Annotated in this window: 11 protein-coding genes and 1 pseudogene; 5 read left to right on the top strand and 7 right to left on the bottom strand. The window is 71.5% G+C overall.

Translation table 11 applies throughout. The features are described 5' to 3' along the window. The first annotated feature begins 192 nt into the window (after positions 1 to 192). From ACIQBL_RS12605 to ACIQBL_RS12595, 3 genes are all read left to right on the top strand, one after another. Positions 193 to 1968 carry a tannase/feruloyl esterase family alpha/beta hydrolase gene (locus tag ACIQBL_RS12605; RefSeq protein ID WP_401940115.1) on the top strand — a complete coding sequence of 592 codons (1776 nt, stop codon included), beginning with the start codon at positions 193 to 195 and terminating at the stop codon, positions 1966 to 1968. A 296-nt stretch (positions 1969 to 2264) separates the two neighbouring features. Next, the gene (locus ACIQBL_RS12600) at positions 2265 to 3257 is read left to right on the top strand and encodes a LacI family DNA-binding transcriptional regulator (protein WP_401940113.1); all 993 of its coding nucleotides are present in this window, start codon (positions 2265 to 2267) and stop codon (positions 3255 to 3257) included. A gap of 155 nt (positions 3258 to 3412) precedes the next feature. Continuing rightward, positions 3413 to 3745, top strand: coding sequence for a DUF2218 domain-containing protein (locus ACIQBL_RS12595; RefSeq protein ID WP_401940110.1), 333 nt, complete (start codon positions 3413 to 3415; stop codon positions 3743 to 3745). Positions 3746 to 3764: 19 nt separating this feature from the next. On the opposite strand, the gene ACIQBL_RS12590 is transcribed toward ACIQBL_RS12595, so the two are convergent. From ACIQBL_RS12590 to ACIQBL_RS12570, 5 genes are all read right to left on the bottom strand, one after another. After that, positions 3765 to 4292: an NUDIX hydrolase family protein gene (locus tag ACIQBL_RS12590; protein ID WP_401940716.1), complete on the bottom strand. Its 528-nt coding sequence runs from the start codon at positions 4290 to 4292 to the stop codon at positions 3765 to 3767. Positions 4293 to 4316: 24 nt separating this feature from the next. Further along, the gene (locus tag ACIQBL_RS12585; protein ID WP_401940108.1) at positions 4317 to 5456 is read right to left on the bottom strand and encodes an amidohydrolase family protein; all 1140 of its coding nucleotides are present in this window, start codon (positions 5454 to 5456) and stop codon (positions 4317 to 4319) included. A 2-nt stretch (positions 5457 to 5458) separates the two neighbouring features. After that, positions 5459 to 6862, bottom strand: coding sequence for a glutamine synthetase (locus ACIQBL_RS12580; RefSeq protein ID WP_401940105.1), 1404 nt, complete (start codon positions 6860 to 6862; stop codon positions 5459 to 5461). A 42-nt stretch (positions 6863 to 6904) separates the two neighbouring features. Continuing rightward, a complete protein-coding gene (locus tag ACIQBL_RS12575; protein WP_401940103.1) occupies positions 6905 to 7717 on the bottom strand; it encodes an SAM-dependent methyltransferase in 813 nt (270 codons plus the stop codon). A 518-nt stretch (positions 7718 to 8235) separates the two neighbouring features. Then, positions 8236 to 8583 (bottom strand): hypothetical protein, encoded by a 348-nt coding sequence (locus ACIQBL_RS12570; protein ID WP_401940100.1) that lies wholly within the window; start codon positions 8581 to 8583, stop codon positions 8236 to 8238. Between ACIQBL_RS12570 and ACIQBL_RS12565 the strand changes: the two genes are divergently transcribed. Together ACIQBL_RS12565 and ACIQBL_RS12560 are read left to right on the top strand one after the other, a co-directional pair. Beyond that, positions 8582 to 8749 (top strand): hypothetical protein, encoded by a 168-nt coding sequence (locus ACIQBL_RS12565; protein ID WP_401940097.1) that lies wholly within the window; start codon positions 8582 to 8584, stop codon positions 8747 to 8749. The two genes, ACIQBL_RS12570 and ACIQBL_RS12565, sit on opposite strands and share 2 nt — an antisense overlap. A gap of 2 nt (positions 8750 to 8751) precedes the next feature. Further along, positions 8752 to 8871: pseudogene (locus ACIQBL_RS12560) on the top strand (voltage-gated potassium channel); the annotation flags it as partial. A gap of 220 nt (positions 8872 to 9091) precedes the next feature. Here ACIQBL_RS12560 and ACIQBL_RS12555 read toward each other — a convergent pair. Next, positions 9092 to 10645, bottom strand: coding sequence for a carboxylesterase/lipase family protein (locus tag ACIQBL_RS12555; protein ID WP_401940095.1), 1554 nt, complete (start codon positions 10643 to 10645; stop codon positions 9092 to 9094). A gap of 109 nt (positions 10646 to 10754) precedes the next feature. Then, positions 10755 to 12236, bottom strand: a complete 1482-nt coding sequence (locus ACIQBL_RS12550; protein ID WP_401940092.1) for an MFS transporter — start codon at positions 12234 to 12236, stop codon at positions 10755 to 10757. Positions 12237 to 12280 lie beyond the last annotated feature (44 nt).

Below are 12280 nucleotides of genomic sequence, written 5' to 3'. Positions count from 1 at the left end.
CAATGAGTTGCGCAGAAAGAAAGCCAACGTTGTTGCGTCCGTCGACTCCGGGCCTGGTCAGCGATATCGCGCCAAGTCTTCGACGAAATCGTCAACAATAGAGTCGACGCTATTGCCCGCAGATTGATGGAGGGCTACGTTCCTCGCCGTGCCTGCACGACCCCGGTACGGCGATCGAACGGAGTGCTCAGCATGCCCAAGCTGCTCAGATGGTGTCGGTGGAACTCGGCCGGCTTCATAGCCGCCCTCGCCGCAGCCGTCGCCCTGGTGACCGGCGCGGGCGTCGCGCCGGCCAACAGCACGACCGGCAGCGCGCGGACCGCCAACTCGGTTTCGGCGAGGGCTGTTTCGGCGAGCACCACGACCTCGGGCATCGCACCGGCCATGTCCTGCTCCGGCATCGCCCAACTCGACCTGGCCGCCGCCGTCCCCGGGGTGCCCTTCGAGATCACCTCGGCCACCGAACTCGCCGCGAGCGCCAACACCCTTGGCAACTGGGCCGCTTGTGACGTCAAGGGTGTCATCGCCCCGCAACTCCACTTCGAGATCAAGCTTCCCGAGACCGGCTGGCAGGCCGACTACCTCCAGGTCGGCTGCGGCGGCCTCTGCGGCAACACCAACGTCACCGGCGCCCCCGCCTCGACCGGCTGCGTCCCCCTGACCACCGGCGCCTTCGCCGTCGCCTCCAGCGACGAGGGCCACTACCAGGGCGGCGGCCTCTTCTCGACCGACCCGACCCTGCGCGCCGACTTCGGCTACAGGTCCGACCACGAACTGGCCCAGGCGGCCAAGGCCGTCATCAAGCAGTACTACGGCCGGGCAGCCACCCACTCCTACTTCGACGGCTGCTCCCAGGGCGGCCACCAGGCCCTCACCGAGGCCCAGCGCTACCCGACCGACTTCGACGGCATCGTCGCCGGCGCCCCGGCCAACAACTTCACCGCGCTGAACACCTTCTCGCACGCGTGGACGGCCCAGTCGGTCTACCTCAACGGCGGCCCGGCGACCCTCACCAGCGCCGACCTCGCCGACCTCCACAAGGCCGTACTCAAGGGCTGCGGCGCCCCCGCCGACGGCATCATCGCCGACCCGCTCAGCTGCACCTGGGACCCCGGCACCATCCAGTGCGCGACCGGCCAGACCTCGACGTCGGACACCTACTGCCTCACCGCCGACCAGGTCACCACCCTGCGCCGCATCTACGCCGGACCCACCGACGAACACGGCCAACTCCTCTACCCGGGCTACCAGTTGCGCGGCTCCGAGCTGAACTGGGCGGGCATCATCACCCCGGCCACCGCCACCGCAAGGTCGGGTGACATCAGCTTCGTCCGGGAGACCCTGCGCTACCAGATCTTCGACAGCCCCCAACCGGCCCTGACCTACAAGGACATCAAGTTCACGGCCGCCTACTACAAGAAGGTCATGCGGCTGGGCGAGGGCATGTACGACGCCACCGACCCCGACCTCACCGCGTTCAAGAAGGCCGGCGGCAAGCTCGTCCTCTGGCACGGCCTCGGCGACCAGCACATCCCCGCCGTGGGAACGATGGCCTACTACACGGCAGTTGAGAAGGTCACGGGCGGCGAGGCGGCCACCAAGACCTTCGCCCGGCTGTTCCTGCTCCCCGGCGTCGCGCACTGCGGCGGCGGCCAGGGCCCGGACACCTTCGACGCGCTGACCGCGATCACCGACTGGGTCACCAAGGGCGACGCCCCGGCGAGCCTGACGACCAAGTCCGTCGACAGCACCGGGAGCACCACGGCCTCCCGCCCGGTCTACCCCTTCCCGTACTACGCCCAGAACACCACGGGCGGCCCGGCCACCGACGCGAGCAGCTACACCCCCGTCAAGTCCACCGCCGAGGCCGCCCTCAAGCTCAACTGGCTCGGTTCCTTCCGCTCCGGCTACGAGACGGTCGGCAACTGGGTGGGCGGCGAGTGGATCGTCAGCAAGGGCAAGAACTGACCCTGGAGGGTTGGCAGTTGGAGCGTCGCGGCTCCCGGAGGGCTCCGGGGCCGCGATGTCGCCGCTCACGCGGGGGCCGGCGTCCATCCGGCCGCAGCCCGAAAACGCCGGGGGTCGACAGACCGGCGCTCGCACTCGTCGGACCGCCGACGTCCTTGCCGTACGGCTCTTCTCCCCGCCGTCCCCTGCCGAACCAAAATGATCTAGTTGACGCCGGCAGAGGGGCTCCGACGTTGGCGGGAGTCGTGCGGCGCTCTCTCGGAACGAACGCGCCCGGCCTGGATCAAGGTGCGGACATGCGAGGTTTCGGCACGGGCGCGGCACACGCCCGGCGGGACGGCAGTCGGATGCGGGGAGTGGTGATGGGCGGTTCGCGGCGGGTGACGCTGAACGATGTCGCCGCGGCGAGCGGGGTGTCGCGGGCCACCGTGAGTTTCGTCCTGAACGACGATCCGAACCAGACGATCTCGGCGGCGACGCGCGAGCGGGTCAAGGGCGCGGCACGCGATCTCGGGTACGTGCCGCACGGCATCGCGCGGGCGCTGCGGGAGGGTTCCTCGCGGATCGTCGTGCTGAACATCGACTGGGGTCTGGAGGGCAACTACTCGCGCAGTTACGTCCGTGGCCTGGACGACGAACTCGCTGCGCACGACCACGTGTTGCTCGTGCGGCACGGCCACTCGGCGCCGCAGTCGACCCAGCAGGTCCTGGACACCATCGCGCCCCGTGCCGTACTCCGTTTCGCCGAGGCCCACTTGAGCGGGCACGAGCCGGACGAGGAGGACTGGAAGAGCGGCTTCGCCGCCCATGCGGCCCTGCAGATCACCTATGTGGCCGACCGCGGCCACACCCGCATCGCGATGGCCGTGCCCGGCGACGACTCCCCGCTGACCGCGCTGCGCCGGCGTTTCGCCCGCGCGACCACGGACCGGCTGGGGCTCCCGCCGTTGACGCCCTTTGTCGTACCTCGGCCGAGAGACGCCGGAACGGCGGCCGTCAGGGCGTTCCTCGCCGCACACGGCGACGTGACCGCGATCGCCGCCTTCGACGACGACATCGCCCTGCGCGCCCTGGCCGCCCTGCAGGACCTCGGCCTGCGCGTCCCCCTCGACGTGGCCGTCATCGGCTACGACGACACCGAGTACGGCGCCCTCGTCACCCCCGCGCTCACCACCGTCCACATCGACGCGGAGGCCCACGGCCGCGTCGCCGCGCGCGTCGCACTCGGCCTCGACACGGGCGGGATCACCAGGGCGCCGGGGCATGTGATCGAGCGCAGGTCGGCCTGACGGACGCACGGGAGGCGGAGGTCGCGTCCGGCGGGTGAAGGCGACCGGGAAGGCATGCTTACGTTGCGGCACGTGCCGGGTGTCGTGTCTGTGCGGTCGGTCCGACTCTCCGGCACCATCGAGTCGTTGTGCACCCCCGTCACCCTGGAGCCGTCATGTCCCGATCGGAAGCCCGCGTCGTCACCGACCGACCGCAGCGCTACGCCAAGCAACTCGCCTCCCACCTGGGCCGTCGCAGCGAGACCAGTTGGGACGAGGAGACCGGGGAGGGGCGTCTCGTCTTCCAGGACGGCACAGGATCGCTGACCGCCACCGAGGGGGCGTTGCTGCTCGCGGTGGAGGCGGAGCCCGAGTTCCTCGATCGGCTGGAAGACGTGGTGGGACGGCATCTGGTGCGCTTCGGCACCAAGGACGAGTTGGTCGTCGAGTGGCGGCGCGACACCGGCGAGCCCGGTACCAGCCAGCGCGGCACGGGCGACTCCGCCTGAACCGCGGCGGCCGTCCCGGTCAGGACATGCAGCCCACGTGTGCGAGGGCTTGCTTGAGCAACACCCCGTGCCCGCCCGGCATTTCGCTCCGCAGCGCCTCCGAGGCCGCCTCCTCGGGGCTGAACCAGACGAGGTCGAGAGCGTCCTGGCGGGGCCGGCAGTCACCGGTGACCGGTACGACGTAGGCGAGGGACACGGCGTGCTGCCGGGGGTCGTGGTACGGGGTGACACCGTGCGTCGGGAAGTACTCGGCGACCGTGAACGGCTGCAGCGAGGTCGGGATCCGGGGCAGCGCCACCGGGCCGAGGTCCTTCTCCAGGTGGCGCAGCAGGGCGTCACGCACCCGCTCGTGGTGCAGTACGCGGCCGGAGACGAGCGTGCGGTTGACCGTGCCGTCGGGGCCGATGCGCAGCAGCAGGCCGATGCTGGTCACCTCCCCGCTGTCGTCGACACGGACGGGAACCGCCTCGACGTAGAGGATCGGCATGCGGGCGCGTGCCTGTTCGAGGTCGTCGGCGGACAGCCAACCGGGCGTGGTATCGGTCATGTCAGACATTGCTTGATCATACTTTCAGTGTCCGTCGGATAGCCGGTAGACCCGGCGGGCATTGTCGGCTCCCGCCCAGCGCGCCAGTCGCAGCGCGTCGGGCAGGCCCAGCTCGTCGGCGTCCACCCGGTCCTGGAGCAGATCCCCCAGACCCCGGCGGAACGCCAGCGCGCCGAGCCCGTAGAACTCCGCCAGACCATAGGCGTCCGAGCTGTACAGCAGTTTGCGGAACGGTGTGATCTCCATCGCCTCCGCCAGCACCGCCCGCGCCCTGACCGGCCCCACATGGTGCAGGGTGAGCCCCACGTCCAGGTACACCTGTTCGAAGACGGCGGCCAGATAGCCGGCCTGACGCTGATACGGCCAGCAGTGCAGGAGCAGCACCGGGATCGTCCCCGAGGTCAGGTGCAGCCAGTCCGTCAGCAGGGCGGGGTCCGTGCGGTGCAGCCGGATGTCGTTGTCACCGAAGCCCGTGTGCAACTGGAGGGGGAGACCCAGATCGACCGCCGTCCACAGCAACTCCCGTACCAGCACCGGGTCTTCGAGCCGCCCACCACGAGTCAGCCACGCGCCGGCGGCTCGGGTCACCTCCGCCTCCGAGGGCCTCTCCGGATCGAGGTCGAACCCGGTCCGATACGCGGCCACCGACTTCACTCCCACCACCCCCGGCCGCCGCACGGCGTCCAGCGCGGCGGCCCGGAACGCGTCCGCGTACCCGTCCGGCTCGACACCCCGCGCGGCCACGGACTCCGCTACGGCCTCAAGCCGTACGACCTCATGGGCGACCGCGCCGGTGGTCTCCGCGAGTTCGGCGGGCGAGGTGATGTCGTGCGGCGCGAATCCCGTGTCGACACAGAAGACGCCGGTGCCCGCGGCGGCCAGGAAGCGCCGGCCCACCTCCTGGGGGCCCAACTCGGCCCGCCGGGCGAGGTATTCGTCGGCGGGCGCGTGCCGCTCCAGGCCCAACAGGGGCGCGCAGTAACGGCGTACGGCGATCCCGACCGGGCTGTCGAACGGTGAGATCCCGCTGCCGGGCCAGACGTCGCCCTCGGTGAGCAGCGACTCGAAGGCGGCCCGGTCGAGGCCGTCGGTGACGACTCCGTGGCAGTGGTGGTCCACCAACTCCAGTGCGGCGAGCGCCTCGTGGACCGGGCCGGTGCCCATCGTCAGTACTTCCAGCGGTAGGCCGCGGCGATCCGCTCGTCGTCCAGCCCGGCCACGGCCGCGATCTCGCCCTGTCGTACGGCGATCACCGCGTCGGCGAGGACCGGGCCCAGCGCGGCCCGCAGTCGTTCGTCCTTGCGGAACTCCTCGACGGATTCGGCGAGGGAGGTCGGGAGTCGTCGTACACCACGGGCCGTCGCCTCCGGCGTGCCGAGGTGCGCGGGGTCTCCGGTGGTCTCCTCGGGCAGGGTGGACGACGAGGCGAGGCCGTCGAGGCCTGCGGCGATCAGGCAGCCGAGGGCGAGATAGGGGTTGGCGGCCAGGTCGACCGGCTTCACCTCCAGGTTCGCCGCCTGGGCGCGCTGCCCCGCCGTACCGGTGACGACGCGCACCGCCGCCTCGCGGGTCTCGCGGCCCCAGGCGGTGAACACCCCGGCCCACTGGGAGGGTTGGAGGCGGAGGTGGCTGGCCGGGCTGGGCGCGGTGACGGCGGTGAGGGCCGGGAGGTGGGCGAGGACGCCGGCCGCGAACGACTCGGCGTCGGCCGTCATGCCGTAGCGGCGGTCGCCCCCGGTGTGCAGGTTCGCGCCGTCGCGCCAGGCGGAGAGGTGGATGTGCCCGCCGTTGCCGACACCCCGCGCGAGGACGGCCGGCGTGAACGAGGCGCGCAGGCCGTGCCGTTGGGATACCGCGCGGACGGTCTGTCGTACGAGGACACTGCGGTCGGCCGCCGCGACCGGGTCGAGCGCGGCCACCGACAGCTCGAACTGCCCGGCCGCGTACTCGGGGTGGAACTGGTCCACGTCCACGCCCTGGGTCGCCAGGGTGGACAGCAACTCGGCGCCGTAGTCGCTCAGTTCGACCTGCCGGGTGGCGCTGTACGCCGGGCCGGTCGTGGCGGGGACGAACTCGCCCACGGGTGCGGTGTCCAGGCCGAGCACCCACTCGATCTCGATGCCCGCCCGGAAGGTGAGCCCGTGGAGCCGCTCCGCGTCGACGAGCGTACGGCGCAGGAAGGTGCGGCTGCAGCCGGGGTGCCGCTCGCCCTCCTGGGTGATGCGGTCGACCGGCGCCCAGGCCCAGCCGGGCTGCCCGGACAGGACGGCCAGGTGGTCGAGGTCGGGGTAGAGACGCAGGTCGCCGTCCGGGGAGCCGAGGACATCGGTGGTGACGATGGAGTCGTTCGCGAGGAACGTGTCGAACACCGGGGACATGCCGACGCCCCAGGCCGCCGCCGAGGCGAGCTTCGCGGCCGGGATCGTCTTCACCCGGCCGACGCCCGCGGTGTCGACGTAGGCCAGGACGATCCCGTGCACACCCCGCCCGGTCAACTCCGCGGCCAGCGCGGTGGCGCGCTCGACCTCACCGGGACGTCCGCCGGGCAGCGGGTCGACAAGGGTGGTCATACGTCCTCCACGGTCGCGTCCTGAACGGTCGGCCTCTCCGTGTCAGGGTTTCACGGCCACCGCGCCGAACTGCGGTACCACGGCCGGGGAATCGGAGTCCGGGCGCCACCGCGAGCACGGTACGAGGCCCGGGTCGAGGAGGTCGAGGCCCTCGAAGAAGCCGGCGACGTCGGCGCGGCTGCGGGCGGTGATCGGGGGAGTGGCGTTCTCGTTCCAGAACTCCATGGCCGGGACGTTGCCCTCGCCGCCGAGGTCGGCGTCGAAGGTGGGATGCGTCAGGACGAGGAAACTGCCCGAGGGGACCGCGGCCATGACCCGGCGCACGACCTCCCGGGCCTCCTCGGTGTCGAGGATGAAGTTCAGGATGCCCAGCATCATCACCGCGATGGGCTGCTCGAAGTCCAGTGTGTCGGCGGCCCGTTGGACGATCGACGCCGGATCGTGCACATCCGCGTCGATGTAGTCGGTGACGCCCTCGCGGGTACTCGTCAGCAGCGTGCGCGCGTGGATCAGCACCAGAGGGTCGTTGTCGACGTACACGATGCGCGCGTCCGGCGCGACGCGCTGCGCGATCTCGTGCGTGTTGTCGACCGTCGGCAGTCCGGTACCGATGTCGAGGAACTGCCGTACCCCGCGCTCGGTCGCCAGGAAGCGGACCGCCCGGCCGAGGAAGTCCCGGTCGGCGCGCGCCACTTCACGGATCACCGGGAACATTCCGGCGACGTGCTCCCCGACCCGCTGGTCGATCTCGTAGTTGTCCTTGCCGCCGATCCAGTAGTTCCACACGCGCGCGTTGTGCGCCACACCGGTGTTGAGCCGGGTCGGTCCCTCTGCCGGGGTGTCGCTGTCACTCACGTCGTGGCTCCTTGTCGCCCGTGCGGTCGTCTCCGCCATTGTGCCGCCGGATGATCACTTCGCCCAAGGGTTCGCGACGATCGGGGCGAATGTTCTTCGGGAACGTGCACTTCGGGAACGGCGAACTGTCAGTCCAGGTTGCCGGGTTGGTCGGGCGGGGTCCTTGACCTGCGTCCAGTTGTCCTCCAGGTCGGCCTCGGTGACCAGCGCGGCCTTCGCTCCCGCTTCGGTCAGGGCGGGGGCGGCGGACTTCCCGGTACGGGGTGAGGCGAGCGGGGACTCGGCCGTGAGCGGGGCGGGAGGGCGGGCGACGGTGCATGGCGACGCCTCCAGGGGGAGCGGCGGGTCCCCTCAGCGCACCACCGGGCCGCCCGGACCTCCAGCGCAGGGGGCTGTTCGGGTGAGTCACCGCGGGTCGGGGCGGTGCGTCCCCTTGGGGGAGCGGTAGGGGAGGGCGGCCCGTGCCCTTGGGTGAGCGGTGGGTCAGGGGCGGCCCGTTTCCGCAGGCGAGCGGCACATCAGTGGGGCTCGTCCTCCGGCGGGCCGGAATGCCGGTGCGGCAAGTGCAGACGGTGCTCGTGGTGCTCGTGCGGTGGGCGGGGTTCGTGTTCCGCGCGGCGGGCCCGCTCGGCGAGCCCGGCCGCCAGCACATGCACCGTGCGCCCGCCGCACTTGGGGCAGATCGCGTCGGCGAGGGGTGACCTGAGGGCCTTTCCGTCCTCGTCGACGTACTCCTGCGTGGTCAGACCGGCGGCGTCGGTCGGGTTCGTGAAGAACATGACCTGGAAGGTCGCCTCCCAGGAGTGGCCGCAGTCACCGCAGGTGAACGCGAAGGTCTCCGGCACGGCTCTGGGTTCCGCGGTCATGGCAGGGTCCTCCGTCGAGTGGGGCGGGCGGTCGGGCGACCGGCACTGCCCCCAGCGCACAACGCCGCACGTCGTACGGCAACTCGAACGCCCCGCCCGGCATGCCCGCACCCCCGCCCGCCCCGACACTGGCCCCAGGCCCCGCCGCCGTGCCGCGAAGGAGTGACCGTGCTGCCCGGATTCCTCGCCAGGGCGGTCGAGTTGCTGTTCGGCAGAGAGGGCCGCTCCCTCCACCTGAACGCGGCGGGCGGGGCGACGGCGGTCCTCGGTGTGGTGATGGTCGTCGGCATCATCTCGCGCTCGGGGCACAGGAGTTGGGCGAGGAGACCGTGCGGGCTCTGTATGAGCGCCTCGACCGGCTGGAGCGGATGGTGGCGGGGCAGGGCGAGAACTCGGGAGGAGGGTGAGGCGATGGGGAGGGCGGCGGATCGCCAGGGGCATGCGTCGCGGGGCGTGCGTCGCGCGCCGACCGGCAGAGGTGTCCCCCCCGTACGTGATCGAGGCCCGCCTATTCGGCCAACGCCAGCGCAGCGAAGTCGTACCCCTCCCACAGCCGCCGCGAAGCCTCCTCCGGATACGCCGTGACCACGGGCTCCGCGTCCAGCACCTGTACCGACCGCCGCTCTCTGTCGTACGACGGCCAGCCCGGGTCGCCCGTCCTCGCGAACGCCGTCCAGGACGCGCGGAAGCGGGACGACAGGGCCAGCGCCTCGGGGGAGGGTTCGACGTCCGCGAACAGCAGGTTGCCCAGGTCGGCGGTGAACGTGCCGAACAGCAGCGGGATGTCGAGGCCGTGGCAGGCGCCGAGGACGCCGCCCAACCCCGGTGCGGGCCACGTGAGTTCGTAGAGGTGCGCGCGACCGCCGGCGGCGATCTGCGCCTCGGCCAGGTGGAGGCAGGGCATGCGGAACACGCGGTCGGAGTTGACGAACTCGTGCAACTCGCCCGGTGAGGCGTCCGGGAAGGCGGTGCGGTAGGCCTGTGCGGCGTCGGGGCCCGGTCCGAACAGGCGCAGCGCGGTCGCCGCGTCCTCCTCGGTGATCTTCCCGAACTGCCCGCCCAACACGGTGAACAGGCGGAACTCGTCCCGGTTGTGACCGAGGATCAGTTCCACGTCCCGGGCCGCGCCGGCCGCGAGGCCCTGCCAGGGTGTGGTGGGCAGCACCTCGCCGTCGACGACGGGCGCGAAGGGGCTCAGCGTGTGGGCGAGGGCGCCCCACCGGTCCTCGTACTCGTGCATCTTGGCTGTCAACGTCTCGCCCAGCGCGGGCAGTTGAGGCGGGTCCACGGTCGCGAGGTCGGCGGCCGTGGGACGCAGCCCCGCCTCGGCCGCGATCGCGGTCGCGATGTCCTTGGCCAGCGGGTCGGAGAAGAAGGGGCTCGGCACACTCTGCGCGATCGCCCGCCGGAACAGCCCGGACGCGCTCGGCATGACCAGCAGCGAGGCCACCGCCCCGGCACCGGCCGACTCGCCGAAGACGGTGACCTGTTCGGGGTCACCGCCGAACGCCGTGATGTTCTCCCGCACCCACTCCAGCGCGGCGACCTGGTCGAGGAGCCCGCGGTTGGCGGGGGCGCCGTCGATCCGGGCGAACCCCTCGATGCCGACTCGGTAGTTGAAGGTCACGACCACGAGGTCGCCGTCCCGCGCGATGTGCCGCGCGTCGTAGCCGGGGCTGCCCGCGTGCCCCAACTTGTAGGCACCGCCGTAGATCCACACCATGACGGGACGGCGGGCCGCCGGATCGGGTGCGGGCGTCCACACGTTGACGGTCAGCCAGTCGTCGCCGGTCGGCCCCTCCAGCACACCCGTACGGCCCTGGAATCCGGATTCCTGCGGGGGCGGCGGGCCGAAGTCGAAGGCGTCCCGCACGCCGTCCCAGCCGCGCACGGGCCGTGGTGCCTGGAACCGGGCGTCCCCGACGGGCGGTTCGGCGAACGGGATGCCGCGGAAGACCGCCAGTCCGTCCTCCAGCCGTCCGCGCACCGCACCGGCGCCGCAACGCACCACGGGTGCGGCGGCCGAATCGGTGCTTGTGTCACGGGAGTTGGGCGTCGTCATCGTGGACTCCTCGCTGGGGAACGACGGGGCGTGCGGACAAGGCGAGGGCGGTCGCCGTCCCGCCGGGTGCGGGGCGGCGACCGCCGTGTGCTCGATGAACCAGGATGCCTCAGGCCTTGGCCTCGGAGACCTCCGGAGCCGGCGCCGGTGTCGCGTCGGCCGGTGCCTCGGCGGCCGTACGGGGCTTGGGGATCAGGCTCGCGAGGAAGAAGGCCAGCAGCGCGGCCCCGGCACCGATCGCCATGACCACCTTGAAGCCGTTCTCCGAGGGGAGGGCGACGCCGCCGAAGTCGGTGGTCATCTGGGCGAGGATCACACCGGCGATGGCGCTGGCGAAGCTGGTGCCCAGGGACCGCATCAGGGTGTTGAGGCTGTTCGCGGCGCCGGTCTGGGACGGGTCGACCGCGCCCATGATCAGGGCGGGCAGGGCGCCGTAGGTGAAGCCGACACCCGCGCCGATGACGCAGGACACCAGGACGAGGTGCCAGACCTCGGACATCAGCAGGATGTTCAGGGAGTACCCGGAGGCGACGATCAGCGCGCCGATCATCAGGGTGACCTTCGGGCCCTTGGCCTTGGTGACGCGGGCGGACACGGCCGACATGGCCATCATGACCAGGCCCTGCGGGGCGAGCACCAGGCCGACCGCCAGCATCGACTTGCCCAGGCCGTAACCGGTCTGGGTCGGCAGTTGGAGCAGCTGGGGGAGGACCAGGGACATCGCGAACATCGAGAAGCCGAGGGCGATCGAGGCCAGGTTGGTGAACAGCACCTGCGGCTTGGCGGTCGTGCGCAGGTCGACCAGTGGCTGCGTGCTGCGGAGCTCGTACCAGCCCCAGGAGAGCAGGATCGTCACGGCGGCGATGCCGAGGATCAGGGTGGTCGCGCTGGTCCAGCCCCAGTCGGAGCCCTTGGAGATCGCGAGCAGCAGCGAGACCAGTCCGGCGGACAGTCCGAGGGCGCCGACCAGGTCGAAACGGCCGCCGGTGCGGACCTTGGACTCGGGCACGATCAGCAGGACCAGCAGGAAGGACACGGCGCCGAGGACGGCGGAGACCCAGAAGAGGATGTGCCAGTTGTAGTGGTCGGCGATGAAGGCCGCCGAGGGCAGACCCAGGGCGCCGCCGACGCCGAGCGAGGCGCTCATCAGGGCGGTGGAGCCGGCCAGCCGGTCGCTGGGCAGCACGTCACGCATGATGCTGATGCCGAGCGGGACGACCGCGGCGGCCAGACCCTGGAGCGCCCGGCCGATGACCATCGGGACCAGCGAGTCGGCCAGGGCGCACACGATCGAGCCGCTCACCAGCAGGACGATGCTGGTCAGCAGCATGCGGCGCTTGCCGAACATGTCGCCGAGGCGGCCCACGACCGGGGTGGCGACGGCGGCGGCGAGCAGGGTGGCGGTGACCGCCCACGCCGTGTTCGACGCGGAGGCGTTCAGGTACTTCGGCAGCTCCGGGATGATCGGGATGACCAGGGTCTGCATCAGCGAGACGACGATGCCGGCGAAGGCCAGTACCGCGACGACGGCGTTCGACCTCGGCGGAGCGGAGGAACCCGCTTCGGCGGGTCGGGCAAGGGCGTCGGACATGGCAGGGCCTCCATCGGGAACGGGCTGTGACGATCAGGGACGTG

This window comes from Streptomyces sp. NPDC088350, assembly GCF_044753545.1.
Lineage (GTDB): Bacteria > Actinomycetota > Actinomycetes > Streptomycetales > Streptomycetaceae > Streptomyces.
The sequence above is the reverse complement of the archived record's forward strand: the minus strand, read 5'-3'. Positions and strand labels throughout refer to the sequence as shown.